The sequence below is a fragment of the Clostridiaceae bacterium genome, from assembly GCA_012840395.1.
Classification (GTDB): domain Bacteria; phylum Bacillota; class Clostridia; order Acetivibrionales; family DULL01; genus DULL01.
This window is the reverse complement of record DULL01000070.1, coordinates 14,764-38,912: the sequence shown is the minus strand read 5'-3', so window position 1 is coordinate 38,912 and position 24,149 is coordinate 14,764. Positions and strand designations below refer to the sequence as shown.

The following is a 24,149-nucleotide window of genomic DNA, read 5'->3' as shown; positions in this document are numbered from 1 at the left end:
TCATTAATGCTTAAATATTTTATCCCTCACTTTTAACCATACGAGCCATTTTTTCAAATAGTTCTATATCCTGCAGGGAATCATACAGGGATGTCTTCGGCTTATTATGATTCTTTATGCAATCATGGAAATATATTAACTCATTAGCAAAACAATCATGATAATCAGGTCCATAAATTGTAGTCTTTGTATCAGATCTCGTAGAATCAATAACTTCTAAGCAACTGGGCAGATATCTTATATATGGGGTATCATATTTTATCTTAATTTTGCGGTCTCCTTGGAATATCTCAATTGCAGCGTCGAATTGTACAACATTTTGATCGTTTACCATTTCGTATGTTCCAATAAATCCATCATATTGCAATAATGATACAAAATGAGTTCCATTTTTGGAAGTTAAGACTGCTTTTACTTCTTTGGGTAATCCTACTAATTCACGAACAGCGGAAAATGAATGACATCCTAAACCTAATAGCATTTGATAAGCATTTCTCTGCAATTCGGTGGCATCTTCTCCAAGAGCAACAGAATGTTGCTGGTATTTCATATCAGCAATTTCTTTAAAAGCATTACTAGGAACATCGGATAAAGTCCTCGACCGTTTAGTATATCTCGTTTGTCCAATATAGAAAAACCCTTCACAAATAATATCACGAAAACGTATATACTCAATAGGCTTATTATATTCTTCCAAAAGCTCTTTGGCTTTCAAAAAAGCAGGACTGAAACGTCTCATATAGCCAACCATTACAATAGATTCAGGATGTTTTTTCTCTGCTTCGATTAATCCACGAATATCTCTGGAATTCATGGCAAGTGGTTTTTCAATAAATACATGCTTTCCTGCTTCTATAGCCTTTAAAGTGTAAGTATAGTGTAAGGGATCAGGAGTCAGCACTATCACAGCATCAATTTCCTTATCTGCAATCAAATCATCTGCATTGGAATATATCTTTTTTACATTATATTTTTCGCTTATATACTTACAAAGTGAAGGAGAAATGTCTGTTATTGCCTCGATCTTATATAAATCTGGTAAATCCCACATCAATGGAAGGTGAGAAAGTTGAGCAATTCCTCCTACTCCAATAAAGCCTACTTTAATCATAATAAAACTCCTTTCTGAAATAGATTTATTAATTTAAAATTGAGAAAATAGAAAGTAATAAAAAAATTTATGTATATCAAATAATAAATTTATTACTGTTAACCTTTTACTGCTCCTATAGTCATACTGCTTATTACCTGTTCATTAAATACCGCAAAAATAAGTATAGATGGCAGAGCTGCAATGGTAATTGCTGCAAACATTGCTGTATAATTGAAACTGAATGTGGAAACAAAGTATGCCAATGATAATGGTAATGTTCGTACTTCTGTTGATGTAGTAAGCACAAGAGCATATGTAAACTCATTCCAGTTTGGTATAAAACGCAGTACGAAACATGTTACAATCCCAGGCTTTGCAATAGGAAGCATAATTTGAATATAAGTTCTGACAAATCCAGCTCCATCTATTGCAGTAGACTCCTCTAAATCTTTTGGAATACCTGAGAAAAAAGATCTCATAACCATTATTGTCATTGCAAGACCTACACAAGAATATACAATTATTAATCCAGTACGGGTATCCAGTAATCTCATACGGTTTATTTGCATATAAACAGGCTGTATAACAGCTGTACCTGGCAATACAAGAGCAGTTAAGAATAATGAATATAAAAAATCTGAACCTTTAAACTTTGTTCTAGCAAACACATATGCAGCCATTGAAACTAACGCTACATTAATAACCGATGCGGTAGTAGCTATAAATACGCTATTTATAAAAAACTTTGGTATTGGTGAAAGTCTAAGAGCTTCTTTGTATCCATCAAAATTAATTGTACTTGGCCAAAACTGCTCTGAAAATATCTGTGCATTTGTTTTAAATGAAGAAAGTATTACCCAGACTAAAGGGAATAGGCAAATAAATACAGCTGATGCTAACACCATGTACTTTAAAATAATTGCAATTTTTGTTTTAATACTGGAGGTGTTATACTTTCTCTCATCTATGTTTTTATTACTTTTATTATTGTTCATTATCAGTTTATTTACACCTCCTCATTTACTTTCATAACGCGGTTTATGATCTGCATAATTACAATTCCAACAATAATAATGAAAATTCCTATTGTATTTGCATAACCATAATCATTTTCTAGCATGGCTACTTTATACAGGTATAAAGGCAGATTAGTTGTTGTTACGCCTGGTCCTCCTCCTGTTGTAACATAAATTAGAGGAAACATCGTAAGCATATAAGATGCCGCCATAATCATTGTTGCAGCAATTGTATCCTTTGCCAAAGGTAAAGAAATATACCAATCTATTTGCAGCACATTTGCTCCCTCAACTTTAGCTGCTTCAAACATTTCCTCCGATATGGATAGTAATCGCGCAAGTACAAGAGTACATGTATATCCTGCAAAAGGAAACCAAATCATTGTTACAGACCAAAAAGCCGTATTTGTATCAAATAACCAGTTGCGAGTTAAATTTTCAAGTCCTAAAGATTTAAGGATTTGATTTACAAGTCCATACTCTGCGTTATATAACTGAAGAAAAATAAGGCCTATTGCAGATGATGCAATTATATTTGGAATCATGTATACAGTACGAACAAATTTCCAACCTCTTGGTTTCCTGTAAAGAATTAGTGCCATAAAAATACCAATGGCTACATGTAAGAAAACATGCAAGATCATCCACACTGCTGTATTTTTTAAGGCAATTTTAAATGTAATATCTTTTGTAAACAAATTAATATAATTAGTAAATCCTATGAACGTTATATCTTTTTGAGTTAACTTGTATTTTGTAAATGAAGTTACAACTATCGTGAAGAATGGCATTGCATATAAAAAACAGTACATAATTATTGATGGTGCAAGAAAAACAGGTATCCACTTTTTATATATTCGCTGCATAATATTATCATTCTCCTCAGCGGATTATTTTTAGAGGTGAAGGAAGAGTCTTGAATTTATACTCTTCCTTCACCTATAGATTTTTAGGAATAAAATTCTACTCTAAATTTTTCTGAGCAGCTTCAGTCATTGCTTGGGCAAATTCCTCAGCTGTACATTTTCCATCAGCAAATAAGGTCATGTATTGAGACAGAACGTCGACAACATTTGAATACATTTGGTTGGTAAGTGTGAAATATGATTGGGCTTCTGGCTGATTCTTCAACTGCAGCATTTTACCAAGTAATGGCCATTTCTCAAGTACATCTTGTGGAATATCAATCTTTCCGCTTGGAACCATACCCATAATTCTAAGGTTAGATAGCATAGTTTCTTTTGATGTCCAGTGTTTAAGCATTGCAATAGCTGCTTCTTTGCCTTTTTCAGTCTGAGCGCAAATCATGAATCCAGCAAAAGGATTAGAATAATATCCATTTTCAGGATACAAAGCTATATCAACTTTTTTCGCAAATTCTTCACTACCACCCATGTTCGGATCAGAAAAGCTTCCAATCATCCATGTTCCATTTGCAATCATTGCTGTTTTTCCTGATATAAAATTGTTTGCAGCATTCTCATACATTCCTCCAATAGCATCTTTTGTTGTATAACCTTCTGTAAATATTGGCTGCAACATCTTTAATCCATCAATAAAGCATTGTTTATTGTAATTTGTTTCCTTTACAGTTGCTCTTAGCATTTGTTTACCTTCATCTGAAGTTACAATCATCTGGCCAAGCCACAACTGAGTAACAAAAGCATTGTCTCCTGTCTGCATTGACATTGGAGTTATTCCAGCCTCTTTAAGTCTCTTGCAGATATCAAAAAATTCATTCCAGGTCTTAGCCGGACCTTCAATACCCGCTTTTGCAAACAGTTCTTTATTATAATAGTATCCTACCAGTTGTCCTTCATTAGGTAACGCTACTACTTTACCGTCACGGGAATTATATTCAAGAACTGCTTCTGGGAATAAAGCTTTCCACTCTGGATCTGCATCAAGTAATGGAGTCAAATCCATGCAAAGGCCTTGTTCGTATATAGCGTCAATGTTTGTAGAACCATATACAAAATCAGGGAGTTGTCTTGATGCAAGCAATATTTTAATTTTATCTACATAATTTTTGTCACCTGGAACTTCTTCAACTTCTATTCTGTACTTTCCTTTGTATTTTTCATTGAAAGTTCTAACCATTTCTGCATTTGCAGGAGCTGAAGTATTTGTTCCTATTTGGTGTGTAGGATATTTAATCACATACTCTTCTGAAGCTTCTGTAGATTTCGTGGTATCAGCTTTAGATGAACTATCTGAAGTGTTACTTTGAGTGTCAGCTTGAGAAGATTTGGCATCAGACTGCTGTCCATTGCATGCGGTAAGTATAACTGAAGTCAGTACTAAAATGCATGCCAATGTAATACACAAGATTTTTTTCATAACTGCTCACTCCTTATATAATTTTTTTATTTGTGTATTTATATCATGACATAACTGAAATTAAACTCAATGTATTTTGTTTGCAATAATATATAATTTTAATGTTTATAATAATTTTTAAATAATTAAAAACCATAATATTCATAGCATTATTGTACTAATTTGTTAATTATATAATTATTTTGATATTACCGTATGTATCAAATTTGGGAAGGAGAATATAATTTAAAGCAAAAATTCTTTACATAGCATTTACATATAATAAATTAAAGTACATAAAAAGAGGCTAAAAACCAAAAAGTAACGGTTTTATGCCTCTTTTATTTTTTTCAAGTAAAATTGGAATCATTTAGTTTTTTGGATATTAGCGTATGCTTGGGATAGCATGTAATTATAGTTATTAGGTTGCAGATATCTACCTGCTTCCAGTGCTAAAGCTCCAATAATTGGTGGATATTTGGGTTCTACAAGTTTCATATTCATTTCATAGATTATTTTTCTGAAGGGGTCCAATATTAGCTTTCCACTCTTGAAAAGACCTCCGGAATAAGAAACCAATACAGGTTTTTCTTGAGGAAAAGTTAGCTGGGATCTTACGGCTTTTACAAGCAGAGCCAATTCCGAAGCTGCTTCTTCATAAACATGTTTCATGTTGGGATCTCCTCTTTTACAAGCTTCCTCAGCCAACAATTGCAACATTGCAATGTTAGAACGTTTTTTCTGGAACCCGCTACAAAGAATACCAACAAAATAAATATCTTTTTTGGTTAGCTTGAAATGCTCCTTAAAAATATCATAAATAGCACTTCGTGGCATTCGCCCATCTGACTGTTTAAAAAAAGTTTCTAAAACCTTTTTCCCTATCCAACTGCAAGATCCCTCATCACCAAATAATACTGACCACCCCCCGGCACGGGCTTTATTTCCATATGAATCCTCACCATATGCTATAGAACCAGTACCAGAAACAACATTAATACCCGGCTGGCCAGATAATGAGCCACTCCAGCCTATTACTGAGTCATTTACTATTGTTGTACGTTCTCTTGGCAGCACTTCCCCAATTATTTCAGGAACTGTTGTATCCATCTCCTCCAGTTCGCCAAGTGTAGGTATGCCAAATACAGCATGTGTAATTTCTTGGGTATTCACTCCGGCATTATTGCAAACTTCAAGAATTGCTTGATGCATTGACTGTCGAAATGCATTACGTCCGATGACTCCATAATTATATGATGGGTAAATATTATGTGATAATATATTTCCTTCTTCATTTACCAATATAAATTCCGTTTTTGACGACCCACCGTCACATCCCAGAAAAAACATAATAACCTCCATAACTTTAATAGTTAATAAAAACATCAATAATCAATAAAATAAACCTACTATCAGTTTTTAGTCATTAACTTTCCATGCTTATTTTTACTTTTTCACTTCCTTCTCTCCATATGCGTAGTCCGACCTCTTTTAGTTTGCAATAATCACCTTTAATCGTAGCAAAAAAGTTGTAAGGAGGATCTGCAGGACGTATATTTGAGTCATAATAAATACAGATTGCTTGCTCATTATCGCTGTTAAATGCAACATATCCTGTTTTCGGATCTACAATATTTTCTGGTTCTACACCTAGAGGCATGCGGAAAAAACATTCTGTTCCTGAAAATCTTGCCTGTAATACATCTGCTTCATATGGTAAATGTTCAAGAAATGCCTTACATGTTTTTGGAGCTTTTTCATTTAATACTAATTCAAATGTTCCTCCTTTTTCAAAAATTAGTAAAATTTTACCCATTATATCATCCCCACTTCTATAATAAATTTTATAATTAATACTGCTTTACAAATTTTAATAGTTAATGTTCTTATTCATACCTGTACAATTCAATAGCCCTTCTTGGACAATATGACCAGCAGAGTCCACATCCATCACATTTGTCTGAAATATTTGCTTTCTTATCTTTTATGGTAATTGCATCAAACATACATATTTCTGCGCATTTTGAGCAACCTGTACATTTATCCTCATTCACTATAGCGCGAACCGGAGGAGCATATTCTAACTCTTTCATATTTTTTAATGCATTTCCTTTGAAATCATCCAATGTTTTATACCCATAACTATTCATATAAGAATCAATACCCTCTGCTATTTCTTTAATAACCTTATATCCTTTTGCATAAATTGCTGCACATATCTGAACTGTAGTAGCGCCAACTAAAATATATTTCACTGCATCCTGCCAAGTTAGTATGCCTGTAACACCAGAAATAGGCACTTTTACGCTTCGATAAAGGCTTTCTACGTAAGCTAAGCTTACTGCACGTAACCATGTGCCACCCAAGCCATGTGCTTTTTCCATCCATGGTTTTTGTTGATAAATATCAATCTCCATTGCCCTGAAGCCAAAAGTACCAAGGGCAGCAATAGCATCTGCACCTTCAAGTTCAACTTTTGGACCTACAACTTTAGGATCATCATTTATTGCCATAAGTTTGCAAACAACAGGAATTTTTACTTCATCTTTTACAACCTTTACAAATAGTGGATCTGTATACCTAATTTCCGGGTATGCGTGCATATTTAACTCCAAAGCATCAGCTCCTGCATCTTCCATCATTCTGGCAAGTTTTCTCCACTCTTCATAATCTGAAGGAGATCCGCAAATGCTCACAATAATTGGGATATCAATATCACGAGACTTTTTAATTTTTTCTAACATCTCTGACATCTTATCTGGAGTAGGATATGGCTCTCCTAATCTAAAAAGTGAGAACATTCCTCCTTTTTCAGTTATTACAGGATCATATCCTTCAGTCTGGTTAAATAGCTGAAATCTTGGTCTTGCCAATCCTCCGGCAGGTCTTCCATTTTTTTCAGGAAAAATAACTGATTTTGTAACAACCGCTCCTGCTCCTGCATATGCTGCTTTTTTTATTCCTTCTACACTAATAGTTGGTGTAGCTGATGAAACAATAACAGGGTTTCTTAGTTCCATTCCTAAATAGTTAATTTTTGGCATTTTATCCTCCTTATGTAATGTAAATTTTTATTTTTCTTATATTTTATTAATATTTAGCAATAATCTTTTATTTTGTTACTAACTCTTGCATTTTTTTAATTTATCTTTCCAAGCAGGTATAACTTCAGGGTTAACAACTCCTCGTGGGATTTCTCCATTCACTATAGAACTTATTTGTTCAATAAATATTTCTTTATTTCTTTTGCTTGCTTCAACCGTATTCCATGCAATATGAGGAGTAATCAGCAAATTATTAATCTCTTTATTCATAAAGATATGTTCCTCGCCAGGTGGCTCTTGGGTCAAAACATCTAAAGCAGCCCCAGCCAGCTTTTCGCTCCTTAAAGCTTCATAAACAGCCATTTCATCAATAATACCTCCCCGGGCTACATTAATGAGATAAGCTCCATCCTTCATCATCGAAATCTCACTCATACCTATTAATCCTCTTGTTGAAGCAGTTAGTGGTGTATGTATTGTTACTACATCTGATTGCTTCAAAAGCATTTCAATTGAGTCTACATACCTATAATTTTTATTATCTTGTGGAGAAGTGGTCACATACGGATCGAATACAATAACCTCCATGCCCAAACCTTTTGCACGTACGGCAACTTCACGTCCAATTTTGCCGAATCCTATTATACCCAGAACTTTACCGGTAATTTCAGCACCTTTAAGGTTTGTACGGAGTTCCCATTTACCTTGGCTTACAGCTGATATTCCTTCTGGTATTCTTCTTAACAATGAAATCATTAATCCTATAGTAAATTCTGCAACAGATATGACACAAAAATCAGGACTATTTACTACTAGTATTCCCTTCTCTGAAGCCAGTTTCACATCTACAAAATCAACACCTATGCTGCGGCAAACTATAGCATATAGAGATCTGGCATAAGACAGCAATTCCTCATTGACATTAATATCTATATCCGCTAAAAGGATATTGCTAATTGTAAGCTTTTTTATAATTTCATCCCATTTTTGCTTTTTTGAATTCCCCTGAATTCCAATAACATCAACAATACCTCTAAGCATTTCAGCTTCTTTTTCTATGCTTCCGAACGGCTTAAATAATTTTTTCACAATTATTCTCTCCTAAATTTTATATTTTCTGTTTTTTGATTTATTGGATTTTACTTTCCATGATGGCTGAGAAATTCTTGAATTTGGGTTTGTCAATATCATTTCCCAAATATTCTGATAAATAAGAACTTAGCACTTGCATTGGAATTACAAATTCAAAAGGTTCCATATATTTATTATGTACAGACATCAGTTGTAATCTATTTGAAGAAACTATGCTTTGCTCTTCTGTAGAAATAATATATACTTTATCGCCAAGTTTCTCTGAAAAGTCGCATAATTTATAAATACGTTCATTATTATCTTCACCAGAAATCAGAAAAATTATATTATTATCCGAACCTAGCAAACAATTTATTCCATGGATAAATTCTTCAAATTCATATGCAAAAACAGGCTTATATATTGTTTCATCAAGTTTCAATGCACCTTCTAAAGCCGCTGAGGAGTATAAATCCTTTGCAATAATAAATATACATTTTGCTCTGGATAATTCAATTTTATTTGCTTTATACCAACATATGCTTCTATTGATATTATCAGGCAAATTATATATGGTCCTTTTAAAAAGGTCTAAATATGAATTGTATTCATCAATATTAATTAGCTTTTTTGTATATGCAAGATTAATAGTCAATAAATACAGCATCAAAACTGTACTTGTAACACCTTTTGTCTTTGGCCCAGCTTTTTCTTCGCCACAACTTATTTCTATATGTAAACTGCTCAATCTGGCAATTTCTGATTGAGGATTTGCCGTTAAACTCACAACACCATAATTATCTTTTTCCAGCATCTGAACGAGCGAAAACGTATTTGTACTCCGTCCTGATTGAGATAAGGCAATTCTAATACTTCTATTTTTTTTAATCCAGTCAATATTATAAATCTGTGTTGGTGTCATAGGAGTAACTTCTACCTTTAAAACATGCTCCATGAAAGGTTTAGCCATACAAGCAGCATTATAAGAACTTCCTGAGCCAAATAAATAAATTCTCTCAATAGAAAAATCCCGGAACTTATCAAGAAATAGCTTTATTCCTTCTTCACTGGATTCCATTATTTTTTTCAGTATATCCGGCTGCTCATTTATATATTCCCTCATCATATTTCCCATCAATATTCCCCCTTAATAAATTATAAAAATTATTATAAATATTATTTTAATTATTATAATAATTGTCATCAATAAAGAGTATTTCAATTAATATATAATATTATTATATTCAATTGCTTATCTGGAAATTTATGGCGGATTAAAAAGTTCAAAAATATTATTTACTTGTAATATTCCGCCTCAATTTATAAATCTGGTAGCCAGTTTAAATATATAATCTCAGCTGCACCTTTTGCAATAGTATCTTGCCAATTAGGATCAAAACAAAGATTTATGTTATCTCCAAAAGGTTTTCTGGAATTTATTTGATTTTCAATAACAGGTTTCATAATCAGGTATAGTTCCTGAGGAATACCTCCTATAATAATCTTCGATGGCCATGTAATACAGGTAGCTATTGCAAGACTTTTTCCTAAAATAATTGCGTTTTCATTTGCTACATCAATGGCATGAGCATCACCAAGGCGAATTTGCTTAATATATTCCTCCCATTCAAATTTATATGTCTTTTTATATAAAAAATCACTTTTATAGTACTTTGTTAAAAACCCATTTTGAGATAAGTCAGTACTCAGACAATTATCATTGCCGCAGTAAGGGCACTTGACTTTAATTCTGCCCATGGGTATATGGTCAATTTCAGGAGAATATCCACTCGTCCCTCTTAAAATATTACCTCCTGAAATTACACTAAACCCCAGTCCTTCACCTAAATATACATACATTAAATCTCTAATACCTGAAGAAATAGCTGAAAAAAGCGCTGCAATATTTGCATCATTCTCTACTATAACGAACTTTTCCAAAGCTTCTCCCAGTAATTTTCTCAGAGGTTGTCCTATAAAAATTTTGTTCTCTGAACTTATCATACAGTCAGTTTGATTATCATATATTCCTTTTATTATAATACCGAAGCCAATGATTGAATCTGCGTCAATATTTGTAGAAATAACAAAATTCTTGTAAATATTTTTAACTTTTTGAATAAACTGACCGATATCGTTGTAGCACCCTATCTCATATGTTTCTCTGGCAAGTATTTTTCGAGCAAGATCAACTTGACATATAGATAGATACTCATCTAAGTGAAGATCAATAGTTATAATACAAAATCTGTCTGGCTTAAAATTAAAATTTTTAGGATTGCGACCTACAGATCTTGAATTATCAACTGTTGTTTTTGAAATTAGGTCTTTACTCATCAGAAGATTAATCATATTTGATACAGTTGCAAAACTTAATTTCAAAGAATCTGAGATTTCTTTCTTTGTACAATTTTTCTTAAACCGTATATAATCAATAATACTTTTTATATTTTTATATTTTATATCTATTAAGTTATCTATATGCATCATTTACACCTACGAACTCTTATCTAATATCTAATAACGCAACTTAGTCCAGATTAATATTGAATAACATTATAATATTTGTTATTATAATAATTATAATAATAATACAAACAATACTTTGTCAATAGTTTTTCGACTACTTATATTTTATTAAATTACTTTCTTGATTTTATGATATATTTATTATTATGAATTGTTTTTTTAACTGATAAATTCATTCAACAAGCTAATACATTCAGATTCGCACTAAATAAAAAGGAGTCGTGCTTGTTTTAATGAAAATACTAAAAGTAACTCATTTTAAGTCTTTTCGTTTTACTGTAATGTTTTCAATAATACTACTTGTTATAATATCTGAAATTTTGTTATCTGCCTTTTATAAGAACTTCATTGTTAATAATGTTATAAAGCAGAGTTATGAAAATATCAATTTATACATAAATAAATTTGTATATGATGTAAATTCATGTTTTAATGCCATTAAAGACATAGTATATCAAATACTAATGTCAAAAGAAATTGCAGATAAAATTAATAAAAATTTATATCCTACTCCCACTGATCTAGCTAATATCGATTTTTTTATCAGCCGTTCTATTCTATTTGAACAAACCTGGCAACAAAAATTTATAAAATCTATTTTCCTCTTTTTTGATGAGGATATATACTCTTCAGTCTTACGAGAAAGCTACTATCAAAATACCATTGAAAGGAACAAAAATATATACGTAAAATACGGCAGCAAAGTCGATTTTGCAGATTTAATTATTCCTGATAAAAGTGATTATGCCTATTACATATCTACACTCTCAAATATATACGTATATAAACCTTATGGTAAAATAATAATAGAGATTGACCCTTCTTTACTTTTGAAATCTGACAGTCTTAAATCACTTTATTCCGATACGAAAATTTTAATATATAATTCTAAAGGAGATATTTTCTTTTCAAATCAAGCCGAACTAAAAAATGAAAATGTGTTGAAAAATATTGAATATACTAAGAATTATTCATTTGAGCTTATACACACACAAAGTGGGAAATATTATGCATTTTCAAAAGATTTAGGCGCATATAGCCTAAAGTGTCTCATATTAATAGATACTAAAAGTATATATGGTCAATATAATGAAATATTAATGATTTTTTTTATTATTTCTGCCGTCATAATGGTCATGTCTATACTAATAACACTAAGAATTTTAAAAAACTTCTTTAACCCGTTAAATAATCTAATAAAAGAAATGTCTACATTTACTGTGAATACCTCATCTGACGATCACAAGAATGAATATGGATATTTCAATGAGATTAATACTTTATATTCCACTTATAATAATATGTCGCTTCAAATAAATAAACTGGTGAATGAAGTATACGAACTTAAAATCCTAAATCAACAGGCAGAGCTTGATTTACTGCATTCACAAGTTGATCCTCACTTTCTTTTCAACATACTTGACATAATTCATTGGCAAGTACATGAAACTGGAGATAAAACTTTAATAAAAATAATAGGGGAGCTGGCCAATTTAATTCGAAATTCCTTAATTTACTTGCAAAAAGAATCAAATTTAAAGGATGAATTAGAACAAATCAAACTTTATATAGATTTACAACAATATATTATGAAGGACCGGCTTCAGTGTACGATCTCTACACTTGATTATGACAAACTGCAGCACATCAAAATACCAAAATTTTGGCTTAAAACACTTGTTGTAACCTTTATCAAAGTTGTACCAAAACAATATACTTGCAAACTCAATATCTCTATCAATCACAAACTAGATAACATATATATCAGTATAACTGGCAAAGTATACCCTATTTGCGAAACCATGCAATTAAATACAAATATCCATGAAGAGAATCAATATAAAGTATATAAGGTAATTGAGCACTTAAAGAAACTTGAGGGAGAAAATTCAAAACTTCAGATTAAACAGATTTCGCAATCAGCCTTCGATTTTTTAATAACATTGAGTAATATTAAAAAAGAAACGGAGGGAAATATAATTGCTTAATGTAATGATTGTTGATGATGAAAAAGCAATCCGGAAAGGACTATGTCAATGTATCGATTGGTCTTCAATTAATTGTAACATTTTTGGTGTTGCTTCTGATGGAATTGAAGCTCTTGAACAAATAACACCTGATAATTACCCTGATGTCGTTATTACCGATATTCGTATGCCAGGTATGGATGGGCTGGAATTATGCAAAGAATTAGCATTTCGCTACCCACAAATCAAAGTCATACTTCTGACTGTCTACCAAGAATTTGAATATGTTAGACAAGCTCTGGATTTGCATGTTTCTGACTATCTACTAAAGCCTGTATCTCCACAAAAAATCATAGAGACAATACAAAAAATCCAATACCAAATCTCTAAAGAAAAAACAAGCCAAGAAGAGTATTCAAGATTAAAATCTTTTAGCATGCAAACAACTAGATTGCAACAAAAAATTTTTTTACATGAACTATTTGATAGTGATGACATATCCCAAGATCAAATTTCAAAAAAAATTTCAAAATTAGGCTTTACCTTTAATCGATTTTGCCTTGTTGCAATAAATAGTATTATTGAAGATAAAGGTGAAAGTCCTCCACTCGAAATAATTGATAAACTAAAGAGTTTTGCAGATGCATCTTTTAATGACTTAAATCCTATAAAATTAGTCCATGGAATAAAAATGACTCTCTATCTTATAATTCCAGCAGACAATGCAAGTAGCAATTTTTTTGATATTATTTTAAATCGATGTTCAGAGTTATCACAGATGGTTTACAATCTTTCTGATTTTTCAGTGACTGTAGCAATAAGCAACATTCATGAACATTTATCTGAAATAACTCAAGCCAAAAAAGAAGTAGTTGCTGCCTTTCAATATTCACAGCATCTTTCTATGGCAAATATTATTCGTTACTCTCAGCTTGAACAGCTTAAGCCCTCAGGTCTTGAAGACATAAATGATTCGCTTAGTGAATTAAGAAACAAACTTGATGATCATGATTATGACGCTACAATAAAACTAATAAATATCATATTTAGAACGGCTGTAGTTAATAAATATCCCCTAAATACCATTCATGAGATTGCTTTTTTTATCAGCAGTCTATGTGTAAGTAAATATTGGGATCATGGCTTTTTTGATAAATATATAGAACTACAAAAAGATCATCACCTACATGAAATTTTGTTCAGCAATAGCCCAGAAAAAATCGAGAAAATAATCATACAAATGATAAAAAATATCTTCTCGGATATTAATAACCAAAGTACTAACAAGCTAAAAATAATTCAAGAAATAGAAATTTACATAAAAAGCCATCTATCTGAAGATTTGTCTCTTGAAAAACTTGCATCCAAAGTACATGTATCCAGCGGTCATTTGAGCCGTATTTATAAAAAAGAAACCGGTTACAATTTATCATATTTTATTCAGACAATGAGACTTGAAAAGGCAAAAGCACTACTTAAAAAAACGAATATGAAAACATATGAAATAGCTGAAAAAGTTGGAATAAGTGATCCAGTATATTTTTCAAAAATCTTTAAAAACCATACAGGCTTAACACCTAAAGAATACCGAAATAACGCATAACAAGGAGTATCATTCATGTTCAATGCAGCAAAGAAAATATCCTTAAATAAAAATTATCAAATATCTATACGTACTGCATTATGTATTCTTATTATTTTATCTATTATTATTCCTATCTTTACTTCTTTTATCTTCTTTAAATTTTTATTTCGAAAACATTTTGAAGCAAGTTTATATGAGAATGCAGTTTTTTATATGGCCAATTATTCAGAACACATCAAAGGACGCTTTGAAGATGCTTTTAATATTATATATGTTCTGCATTCATCAAATGAAGTCATAGAAAAACTTAGTTCTGGAGGTCTTATTACATCTGAGGATTTGACTTCTACGAGGAATTTTATTTTGAATAACGTTAATAAAAACGTCTCCTTTGAGAATCACTTTATTAATGGAGCCTTTGTATTTGTTAATGAGGACGAATACGTATCTGTCTTAGGATATGATAATTATTCACCTATTAGCGATGATTATAAAAATATTTACTCTCAGTATAAAGACTCAAAAGACGTTTATCATATCGTATCTCCTAATAATAGCAAATACCTGTACTTTATTCACGATCTAGTTAATATAAGTGATTTTAAAAAACATGGAAAGATAATTATAAAAATGAATCCCCATGCACTACTAAACTTTTCAAATAATTCACAAGAATTCAATAACTATCATCTTTATCTTTATGACTCAACAAATAAATCATTTTTTTTCAGTAATGCACCTATGGAATCTAATTCGAATTATGTATTTGATGGCAAGTTTTTATTAAATTTACAAGATTATCAGCCAATTGATGAAAACTATATTATCATAACAGAGCAAATACCTAAAATGAATTTGTCAGTTACACTTGTAGCTAGCAAGAATATAATCTTTCATAATTATAACCGCACAATTGCTCTATTTTACAGTTTTATTATAGTTATATGTTTTTTAGGTGTTTTTATTGGAATATTCTTTTCTAAAATAATAACTATTCCACTAAGCAATTTAATTTTTAGTCTAAACCAATGTACAAAAAGTAATTTTTCTGTACGCATGCCACCAAAGCATTATAATGAATTCAACGAACTATCAATAGCCTATAATAAAATGGCTGACAAACTTGAACTTCTTATATATGAAGTTTATGAAAAAAGATTAAAAAATAATGAATCACAAATCTCTCTTCTTCAAAATCAACTAGACTGGGATTTTATATGTGATGTATTAAAAGCAATTAGTTCCATGATTGATAAAAAGAAATATTTAGGATTGAAAAACATTATAGATAATCTTCAAATGCTGATCTTTGCATCAAATAATTTTAGCGGCAGAAATAAAATACTTATCAAAGAAGAACTAGAGTATGTTTCCTTTTATCTTAAACTGCAAAAAATACGCTTCGGAAATCGTTTAAACTATCAAATATCAATAGAAAGCGATGAAATCCTACAATATTATATTCCCCCCTTAATTATACAACCAATTGTTGAAAATAGTATAATACATGGTCTGGAGAAAAAGAGAGATGAAGGACAAGTTTCAATTATGATTTGGGAAGAAATAGATGAGGTTTACATAAAAGTGGTAGATAACGGGATAGGTTTCTTGGTAGAAAACATTAAAGAAATTTCATCTTACAGAAAACAGAATAGAAGTACCGACGCTAAGCATACACATATAGCCCTAAACAATATAAGTAAGCGGCTACAACTTTTATATGGCTATCAATATTGTATCCATATTAAGAGTACGCCTAACGTCGGAACCGAAGTACTTATCAACCTTCCAATTGATAAAGGCAAAAATGAGAAATTATCATAAATACTATAAACTATTTAACTATACCCACTCTCATTAAAAACTCTCTATTTTTCTTAGACAACTTTAGGCTTTCTTCAGCAGGAGCATGAGCCATATCTTGTTCAACTACACCAATGCCATTAAAATTCACACTTTCAAGAGCCTTTTTAAAATCCACAAAATCTATAATACCTTCCTCCAGCGGGCAAAAAGCTTGAATCTTTGATGCCGGATTAACAAGTCTTTCCTTCATGGCTTCCCCATTTACATTTTTAAAATGTAAAAACGGAATTCTTTCGTGGTATTTTAAGAAAAAGTCAATTGCACAGCGGTCGCCTTTTTCCGGCTTTCCATTTACGAGCTGGTGATGTCCAGTATCAAAACAAAGCATACATCCTGTAATATCCATTAATTTTAAGATTTCTTCTTCTGTTTCTACAATAGAACGGGCATGTGGATGATATACAACTGTTACATCATAATTATCTTTGGCAAACTTAACATATTCGCCAATTATATTATAGTTCTTTAGTATTCTTTCAGGATCAGCTTCTTTTTTTCGCTGAGGATCTCTTCCTAATGGAGACTCATCCATCATTACAAGGTACTTAACATCAAAGGCTTTAAGCCTCGCGCACAGATCAATAGCTGCATCCCTAACATCTTCAAAACTTCTCATCTCATCAATTTTATAACACGCAGTTCCTGCTCGTGCTATAAGCCCTCTACTTGACAGTTCATATTTCAGTATCTTTGGGTCAGTAGGCAAATAACCTACCGGGCCAAGCTCAATGCCTATATATCCGGCTTCTGCTGCTTGATCAAGGAAAACATTGTATGGAACACCGGATGGAGAACCGTCAGGCCAGAAGACTCCCCACGAACATGGACATGTTGCAATTTCTACTTTCATTGTTAATCCCCCTCTATGAATAGTATTTATTTTTTATTACCAACTTATATATACAACTGCCTATTATCTTTATGTTGTGTTGACTTTCGTATTATAACCGGGCTTAATATCATTAGCACCATTCCAAACAGAGAAAAAAGAGACATTATTTTAAGCATAGTTTTAGTACCTATATTTTCTGCCAAGGCCCCACTAATTGGATTGCTCAGAATAGAACCCATACTTACTCCTATGGCAATAAGAAACATTTGTGCAGTAGATAAAAACGTCTTGTCAACATTTTCAATAAGATACTCTATCATAGCAGGCATGAAAATCGCAAAAGAAACAGCCTGTAAGGTATTTGCTATCATAATAAAACCAATATTTGGTGATAACGCCATCATAAGACACTTCAAGAAATAAAAGAACATTGCTGTTGCCAATACATTATTTGTTTTCATACCTGTTTTCTTGCGAAAACTATTATAAAAAACTAATCCAGGTATCTCTACAATTGCTGAAATAAACAAACCTATGCCAACATGAGTCTCGTTACCTCCCATTTCAAAAACAAGAACAGAATAGAAAGTATTATTGGACGAATGTGTTAGAGTAGTAAGAAAATAGGCAACCATAAAGATAATGTAAGCATTATTTTTTACTAGATAACTAATACTAGAAGATGGAGATATTTTTCCCTTATTTTGTACATGAGTAATAGGATTTGGAACTTTTATTGCAACTATACAGAATATCAGACATAATCCAGTAAAAACATAAGGTGCTATAAACATTCCAAATCTTGTTACAGCCACTCCAAAAATTGCTGCTGTTAGTGCATATGATACTGAGCCACCGCTTCTAGTAGCTCCATAATTAATTTTATATCCTTCTACTATAAGCTTTGTAACCCAAGAGTCTAGCAAATGCATCATTGGATGATAAGTGGCAAACACACCCATGGCTGCAAGAGTAATAATAATAATATTGCCTCCGGAATAAATAAGACCAAAATACAAAATGCCACCAACAATGCAGCATGAAATGATAATTTTTCTTGGATTCCCAATTTTATCACATAAATACCCCCAAAATGGCTGCATAACAGCTGCGACAATATTTGAAAGCATCATTATAATCCCTATTGTTAACTTATCGATCCCAAACCTTTGAAAAGCTTGTACAAAATATACAATACTTACACAGGTCATAGAATTATATGTGCCCTGTAAAATTGCAATTCGTAGATTAACTTCTTTAATATTTTTCATATGTTTCTCCCGATCTTTACTAACGAAATAGAATAATTTCCATTGTGCATTAATTCATCTCTATAAACATTTTGACATGTTTAGAAATAAACTCAATGTACTTTATCAACTAAAATGCATAATTTTACCTATTTTAATAATGATTATAATAATTGCATATAGTAATCATTAAGAATTCATGTAGTTTTTTGTTATTTATATGAATTTATTGATAGAATATTTTTATAACACCATTTGGATTTGTAAATGCACAGGCAGATGGATACTCAAAATCTTCCATGTAAATCAGATTTTTCCGTTTCTACCGAAAGCCATTCAAGTACTTTTTTCAAATCTGAATCATTTCTTATTAATACTATATACACTTCATTCTGCTCATTTGAAAAATAACCAACATTTTTAATGCATATAGATATGTAATAAGCACATATTATTAGTTTATACTTTGTTATAAGCATATTTATTTTAGGCAATCATCAATTCATGACTTGTTCAACAAAAGAACACAAAGAATAGCAAATGCCAGAATATAAATTATATACAATAATATAAGCTTCTTACGTACTTTCTTTTCTTGATTTGAAAACTCTTCTGTGTAATTTTTCATTTTTATCGTACTTAAGTCTTTCAAATTAAGCATGCTTAAATCTTTTATATCGGTAATTTTACTATCAGCTATATTGAAATATTCTTCACTTTCTGCTTCAGTTTTATAAGATAGGTTTTTCCGATATTTTATATTCTGAGGAAGGAAAAGAGTCATTTTCTCAACTGAATCATTTAGCAGTGTTTTAATATTTTTTATTATTCTGTCGTTATTCTCAAGGCTTTCCAAAATAGAAAATGAATTTTTATATATTCTATTTAGCTGTTCATTCATCTTATTAACTTCCTTTGCCACATCCGGAAGTTTTTTATTCATATTATTAACTACGGTATAAAACTGGTTTTTCTGCCTTATAAACACTTCCATGAACTTATTTGCTTTGTTCCATAGCTCTTTTGAATTGCTTTCCAAATCCGTGGCTTTTTTATCAAGAAATTCAGCTTTTTTCATTAATCCGCTCATCAAATCAACAATATCAAGGCCGGTATCCTCAGAAATGGTTCCAGAATTATAAATTAATATGGCATCACTATTTTCAATAGTTCTATTATCAATTCTATTATCAATGTTTCTTTTTTCAATGTTAATGTTTTTTATACTTGCAGCTTCTATATTCCTGTTTCCTGTATTTCTGATTTCTAAATTCCTGTTTCCTGAATTCCAGTCTTCTGCTTTCGTGTCTCCTGCATTCCTGTTTTCAGCATTTTTGTTTTCCAAATCCCTGTTTCCTACTAAATCCCTGTTTCCTGCTAAATTCTTGTTCCCTACTAAATCTTTGTTTCCAAATAGATCCTTGCCTATATCCCTGTTATTTACTTTTCCGTATTCTACATCTCCGCTTTTAAAATAACTGTTTTCTATTTCCCTGCTTTCTACATCCCTACTTTCTAAATTTCTGTTTCCAATATTTCTGATTATTTCATTAACATTATTCTTGAATTTCTCCACCTCAGCTGACACTATCTGCAAGGCATTAACAGATTCCCGCACGCTTTCTTCAAACTGTCTGATGGTGTACATTGTTTCTCTGCTGAATTCTAAGAATCTATCTCTTACATTAGAAAATAATTGTTCGCCAGAAAGCAAGAATTCTTTACCGACATCATTGCTTATTTTAACTGTTAAATCACTAAGTTCATTCAACAGAGTTTTATTCTCCATCTCACTAACGGTTCCTTTCAAAGATATGACTATATTAGGGATAATCAACCTTAGCTTTTTTCTATAAAATATATCGGCTTATAAATCTAAAAGTAACAGTTCATGAATTCAAAAAAAATCTTAATTTTATATAAAGACAAAAATAAAAAGGACCTGGCACTATAAAAGAAAACCAAGTTAAGCAAAGCCAAGCCCTAAATACCTTATATCCTCTAAATACCTTATGTCCTTAAAAGTCCTTTAAAGTCCTTAAACCTCCCTATCCTTTAAATCTCTTCAAATGCGAGCACAACATAGAAAACAGCTTTTCTCCATCGGCGCCATAAGCTACCCAGGTAGGTTTTTCGGGTTTGCTGTACTTATACCGTGATGATACCATTAAAGCTCCTGTTGATACTCCCCCCGCTATATCGATATCACAGGTTTCATGTCGCAAATCCGTTAATATACTTATATCAATTGCAGCACACACAGCCAGCACATCATGCAATGCACTTTTTGGTTCTTTGCGCGCCCCTGTAAGATTTGCCGCATAAATACGGTGATAAAGCATGTCTGCCGCAAAATTAGCAGCTGGATTATTAATTTCACGTAATTTTTCAACCTCTTCATAACCGAACCATGAGCTATGAGTTGCATCAAGGGTCACTATAACCGTCTTAATTCCCGAATCTAGCATAATCTTTGCTGCCTCAGGATCGTTGAAAAAATTGGTTTCCGAGCGGAAAGACCTGTTATGTACATTTACACCCCCACCCATACAGATAATCTCCTCAATACGCTCCGACACTGACGGGTCCATGCGCAGCACCGTCGCAATATTAGTCATAGCTCCCACCGGAATCAGAGTAATATTTTCTTTACTTTCCTTTAGAGTACGTAGAATCCAGGAACAGGCATGCTCTTTTTGCGGTTTTATAGTTGCCTTAGGCAGCGGCAGTTCCTTTTCATGAACCGCCACAACCTTTCCATCAATTATACATTCTTTTTTTATCTCATCCGTATTATACAAGCGTCCCGGAATAAGATCTTGGACTAAGGGATAAGGGCATCCGGCAAAAACAGGTACATTTGACTTTAAGAATTCTACAACTCGAAGAGTATTTTCAAGAGTATACTGTAATGGAAGATTTCCATGAACTGTGGTAATCCCCAAAACCTCCAGTTCCTCGCATAATAATGCCGACATTATTGCAACTGCGTCGTCACTGCCTGTATCAACATCCAGAATTACTTTACGCTTCTTCATTTTACATTTCCCCTTAGTTTTCCTCCTGAGTTTCATATTACCTTCTGGAATTTCATATATCCTTCTGGGTTTCATATTAACCTTCTAGGCTTTCATATATCCTCCTGGGCTTTCATATTGGAAAGGTGCCTGCAAAGCATAGATAACAGTTTATCTTTATCAGCCTTATAAGCAATATATGTAGGTAAATCAAGCCTGGCCACAGGACGGCGGTCAACTATCAAAGCGCCATCCGCATAATTTCCCCCAATGTCAACATCACATTTTTCATGTCTCAGATCAGTTAGAATTGATTTATCAATTACACTGCATACAGCCAATACATCATGTAAGGCGCTTTTCTGTTCTTTGCGGATTCCAAGCCTATTTGCAGATGAAATACGGTGACGTAAGAGATTTGCTGCAAATTCTGCCGCAGGAGTCCCTACGGCCGCAATTTGGTCTGCCTCCTCATAGCCAAACCAGGAGCTATGAGTTGCATCCAAAGTAACCAAAGTTACGGGAACACCCGAATTTAAAACTATCTTTGCAGCTTCAGGGTCATTGTAGAAGTTAATTTCAGCACAGGGTGTTATATTATGGACATATACTCCTCCCCCCATAGCAACAATCTCCTCAATGTTTTCTGCAGCCGAAGGATCCATACGCAGGACAGTGGCAACATTTGTCATAGGCCCAACAGGAATAAGTGTAATTTTTTCCTTTGTTTCTTTTAGAGTCCTAAGTAACCAGGTAACAGCATGCTCCGGTTGCTCCGCTATCGTTGGTCCGGGCAGAGGCAGTTCTTTTTCATGTATTGCTAATACTTTTCCATTAACAACCCTTTCCAGAACAGTATAATCTGTATTTACATTCTTATTCCTGCTGGGCGTGAGATCCTTTGCAATGGGGACTCCAAAACCCCTGTAAACCGGAACATTACATTTTAGAAATTCTACAACTCTGAGGGTATTGGGTAAAGTATATTTCAAGGGCTGATTACCAAAAGTGGCAATAATACCTAAGACTTCAAGTTCTTCACAAAGTACTGCAGACATTATGGCAACTGCATCATCACTACCGGTATCTACATCCAGAATAACTTTTTTCTTAACTGACATATAGAACCCTCCCAAAACAAAAAGAAAATAAGCAAAGTAGATAAATAGTAAACAAATGATAAATATATTCAACCTATATGATCAAACTGTTATAACAATAAGCTGTAAAGATAATAAAGTATGAAGGAAACTGCCGCAAGCCATGGAAATAGCTTTATATGTTGTTTATATACACTTAAGGTTGGCACATCTATGTATTTTATTGTAAGTATCTGGCACAAATGAAGCGGAGAGTAATAATAACCTAAAAATGACCAAATATTCAGGAAGAAAACAAACAACCAAAGCTCTGAGGTCGTCAGTGGCAGTGAAAGTATAATAGGAATGAATACACCAAGTACCGCCAGGTTTAACCCTGTAACAGTTCCAATAAAGAAACAACCCAACAATAATGCTAACAAAATTACTATTGTAGAAGGGCTTTCAAACATAATCTTGAAAGTATCCATTATATCGGTCATCTGTAAAATGGTATTCTGAATAAAGAAAACCACCAGTATCATTACAGGCAAATCAAAATTTAAACCTTTCCTGATAGCATCAATAAAGTCTTTTTTAGGGCAGATAATCCAGACCCATAATATACTAATTGCTATTGCTGCTGACATAGGGATTCTAAGTATTCCGTTAAACAATATGGCAATAACTATCGGAGAAATCCCTAATAATAACCTTCTTATGTTTTCTCTTTTTGAATATTCATTGGGTTTATCATCTGTGAAAGATCTTGGACCAGGCATATATAATTTTACTGATCCTGCCATAATTACCAGCGCAAGAGGAATATTAAGCAAAATAAGTTTATAGATGCTTAAATCCGGTACACTTGCAGCAATATAAAGCAGGGGTGTAGAAAAAGGATTTATCAGCATTGCTATATGACGGAAAGTCAGATTAATTACTGCCCGCTTTTCCGGTGCAATATTCATATCTTTACCTAAATCATCCACAAATGGTGCAGACAGATATGCACCCCCTGGAACTGAGAGCATGCCTATAACCAAAGGAATTGCTCCAATTAGCAGTCTTCGGCTTTTAAAAAGGCTCTTAAGCGAAGTAACTATATCATCCAATAAACCATAATGCTTCATTAAATTGCTAAGGATGCTGATTAAAAAAATAGTTAATACCACGTTGATTGTTGTAAAAGAAAGTGTATTGAGTATAACGGTATATAGAACTTTCAATGAACGAAAAACTAGCAGGTGAATCCCAAGGCTACATATTATCAAAGATAAAGTCAGGTTCAGTTTAAATTTTTTAGTAAGCACCGGAAGCATCAGAAATGTAACTATAACAGCTACAAATTGCCACAAATTTACTACCCCCTCTGCTAATCATATGCAAGTATAAACATATGCGAGTATTGGTTTAATGTTGCAAGTATTGGTTTTATGTTGCAAGTATTAATTTTATGTTGCGAGTTTTTACTTCATGCT

General features: G+C 32.4%; 19 protein-coding genes. 3 read left to right on the top strand and 16 right to left on the bottom strand.

Going from position 1 to position 24,149, the window contains the following annotated elements; all coding sequences use genetic code 11:
* Positions 1–19: 19 nt before the first annotated feature.
* From GXX20_08745 to GXX20_08700, 10 genes are all read right to left on the bottom strand, one after another.
* On the bottom strand, positions 20–1,114 hold the full coding sequence (locus GXX20_08745; protein ID HHW31742.1) for a Gfo/Idh/MocA family oxidoreductase: 1,095 nt from the start codon (positions 1,112–1,114) through the stop codon (positions 20–22).
* A gap of 95 nt (positions 1,115–1,209) precedes the next feature.
* Positions 1,210–2,088: a carbohydrate ABC transporter permease gene (locus GXX20_08740; GenBank protein HHW31741.1), complete on the bottom strand. Its 879-nt coding sequence runs from the start codon at positions 2,086–2,088 to the stop codon at positions 1,210–1,212.
* A gap of 11 nt (positions 2,089–2,099) precedes the next feature.
* Positions 2,100–2,975, bottom strand: a complete 876-nt coding sequence (locus GXX20_08735) for a sugar ABC transporter permease (GenBank protein HHW31740.1) — start codon at positions 2,973–2,975, stop codon at positions 2,100–2,102.
* 97 nt (positions 2,976–3,072) lie between these two features.
* Positions 3,073–4,449: an extracellular solute-binding protein gene (locus tag GXX20_08730; GenBank protein HHW31739.1), complete on the bottom strand. Its 1,377-nt coding sequence runs from the start codon at positions 4,447–4,449 to the stop codon at positions 3,073–3,075.
* A 345-nt stretch (positions 4,450–4,794) separates the two neighbouring features.
* Positions 4,795–5,778 carry a hypothetical protein gene (locus GXX20_08725; protein HHW31738.1) on the bottom strand — a complete coding sequence of 328 codons (984 nt, stop codon included), beginning with the start codon at positions 5,776–5,778 and terminating at the stop codon, positions 4,795–4,797.
* 76 nt (positions 5,779–5,854) lie between these two features.
* Positions 5,855–6,244 (bottom strand): DUF3830 family protein, encoded by a 390-nt coding sequence (locus GXX20_08720; protein HHW31737.1) that lies wholly within the window; start codon positions 6,242–6,244, stop codon positions 5,855–5,857.
* A gap of 70 nt (positions 6,245–6,314) precedes the next feature.
* On the bottom strand, positions 6,315–7,472 hold the full coding sequence (locus GXX20_08715; GenBank protein ID HHW31736.1) for a 4Fe-4S binding protein: 1,158 nt from the start codon (positions 7,470–7,472) through the stop codon (positions 6,315–6,317).
* Positions 7,473–7,550: 78 nt separating this feature from the next.
* On the bottom strand, positions 7,551–8,561 hold the full coding sequence (locus GXX20_08710; GenBank protein HHW31735.1) for a hypothetical protein: 1,011 nt from the start codon (positions 8,559–8,561) through the stop codon (positions 7,551–7,553).
* A gap of 40 nt (positions 8,562–8,601) precedes the next feature.
* Complete coding sequence (locus GXX20_08705; protein HHW31734.1) at positions 8,602–9,678, bottom strand: SIS domain-containing protein; 1,077 nt, start codon at positions 9,676–9,678, stop codon at positions 8,602–8,604.
* Between the two features lie 185 nt (positions 9,679–9,863).
* Complete coding sequence (locus GXX20_08700) at positions 9,864–11,033, bottom strand: ROK family protein (protein HHW31733.1); 1,170 nt, start codon at positions 11,031–11,033, stop codon at positions 9,864–9,866.
* Positions 11,034–11,305: 272 nt separating this feature from the next.
* On the opposite strand from GXX20_08700, the gene GXX20_08695 reads away from it, so the two are divergent.
* From GXX20_08695 to GXX20_08685, 3 genes are read left to right on the top strand one after another with little or no spacing between them, the layout of a single operon-like run.
* On the top strand, positions 11,306–13,060 hold the full coding sequence (locus GXX20_08695; GenBank protein ID HHW31732.1) for a histidine kinase: 1,755 nt from the start codon (positions 11,306–11,308) through the stop codon (positions 13,058–13,060).
* Positions 13,053–14,642, top strand: coding sequence for a response regulator (locus tag GXX20_08690; GenBank protein HHW31731.1), 1,590 nt, complete (start codon positions 13,053–13,055; stop codon positions 14,640–14,642). Before GXX20_08695 ends, GXX20_08690 begins: the two co-directional genes overlap by 8 nt.
* Before the next feature lie 15 nt (positions 14,643–14,657).
* Positions 14,658–16,448 carry a histidine kinase gene (locus GXX20_08685; protein ID HHW31730.1) on the top strand — a complete coding sequence of 597 codons (1,791 nt, stop codon included), beginning with the start codon at positions 14,658–14,660 and terminating at the stop codon, positions 16,446–16,448.
* Between the two features lie 10 nt (positions 16,449–16,458).
* On the opposite strand, the gene GXX20_08680 is transcribed toward GXX20_08685, so the two are convergent.
* The 6 genes from GXX20_08680 to GXX20_08655 form a co-directional block, all read right to left on the bottom strand.
* On the bottom strand, positions 16,459–17,340 hold the full coding sequence (locus GXX20_08680; GenBank protein ID HHW31729.1) for a TIM barrel protein: 882 nt from the start codon (positions 17,338–17,340) through the stop codon (positions 16,459–16,461).
* Between the two features lie 44 nt (positions 17,341–17,384).
* Entirely contained in the window at positions 17,385–18,593 is a 1,209-nt protein-coding gene (locus tag GXX20_08675; GenBank protein ID HHW31728.1) for an MFS transporter, read from the bottom strand.
* Positions 18,594–19,074: 481 nt separating this feature from the next.
* Positions 19,075–20,343 (bottom strand): hypothetical protein, encoded by a 1,269-nt coding sequence (locus GXX20_08670; protein HHW31727.1) that lies wholly within the window; start codon positions 20,341–20,343, stop codon positions 19,075–19,077.
* Between the two features lie 277 nt (positions 20,344–20,620).
* Positions 20,621–21,610 carry a nucleoside hydrolase gene (locus tag GXX20_08665; protein HHW31726.1) on the bottom strand — a complete coding sequence of 330 codons (990 nt, stop codon included), beginning with the start codon at positions 21,608–21,610 and terminating at the stop codon, positions 20,621–20,623.
* A gap of 92 nt (positions 21,611–21,702) precedes the next feature.
* Positions 21,703–22,710, bottom strand: coding sequence for a nucleoside hydrolase (locus GXX20_08660; protein ID HHW31725.1), 1,008 nt, complete (start codon positions 22,708–22,710; stop codon positions 21,703–21,705).
* An 89-nt stretch (positions 22,711–22,799) separates the two neighbouring features.
* Positions 22,800–24,026: a DUF401 family protein gene (locus GXX20_08655; GenBank protein ID HHW31724.1), complete on the bottom strand. Its 1,227-nt coding sequence runs from the start codon at positions 24,024–24,026 to the stop codon at positions 22,800–22,802.
* Positions 24,027–24,149 lie beyond the last annotated feature (123 nt).

What these genes read in the sequence shown, in the direction of transcription:
- GXX20_08740 (HHW31741.1), bottom strand. Translation starts at nt 2,088, where the DNA reads ATGAACAATAATAAAAGTAATAAAAACATAGATGAGAGAAAGTATAAC.
- GXX20_08735 (HHW31740.1), bottom strand. Translation starts at nt 2,975, where the DNA reads ATGCAGCGAATATATAAAAAGTGGATACCTGTTTTTCTTGCACCATCA.
- GXX20_08730 (HHW31739.1), bottom strand. Translation starts at nt 4,449, where the DNA reads ATGAAAAAAATCTTGTGTATTACATTGGCATGCATTTTAGTACTGACT.
- GXX20_08725 (HHW31738.1), bottom strand. Translation starts at nt 5,778, where the DNA reads ATGTTTTTTCTGGGATGTGACGGTGGGTCGTCAAAAACGGAATTTATA.
- GXX20_08720 (HHW31737.1), bottom strand. Translation starts at nt 6,244, where the DNA reads ATGGGTAAAATTTTACTAATTTTTGAAAAAGGAGGAACATTTGAATTA.
- GXX20_08715 (HHW31736.1), bottom strand. Translation starts at nt 7,472, where the DNA reads ATGCCAAAAATTAACTATTTAGGAATGGAACTAAGAAACCCTGTTATT.
- GXX20_08705 (HHW31734.1), bottom strand. Translation starts at nt 9,678, where the DNA reads ATGGGAAATATGATGAGGGAATATATAAATGAGCAGCCGGATATACTG.
- GXX20_08700 (HHW31733.1), bottom strand. Translation starts at nt 11,033, where the DNA reads ATGATGCATATAGATAACTTAATAGATATAAAATATAAAAATATAAAA.
- GXX20_08695 (HHW31732.1), top strand. Translation starts at nt 11,306, where the DNA reads ATGAAAATACTAAAAGTAACTCATTTTAAGTCTTTTCGTTTTACTGTA.
- GXX20_08685 (HHW31730.1), top strand. Translation starts at nt 14,658, where the DNA reads ATGTTCAATGCAGCAAAGAAAATATCCTTAAATAAAAATTATCAAATA.
- GXX20_08680 (HHW31729.1), bottom strand. Translation starts at nt 17,340, where the DNA reads ATGAAAGTAGAAATTGCAACATGTCCATGTTCGTGGGGAGTCTTCTGG.
- GXX20_08675 (HHW31728.1), bottom strand. Translation starts at nt 18,593, where the DNA reads ATGAAAAATATTAAAGAAGTTAATCTACGAATTGCAATTTTACAGGGC.
- GXX20_08665 (HHW31726.1), bottom strand. Translation starts at nt 21,610, where the DNA reads ATGAAGAAGCGTAAAGTAATTCTGGATGTTGATACAGGCAGTGACGAC.
- GXX20_08660 (HHW31725.1), bottom strand. Translation starts at nt 22,710, where the DNA reads ATGTCAGTTAAGAAAAAAGTTATTCTGGATGTAGATACCGGTAGTGAT.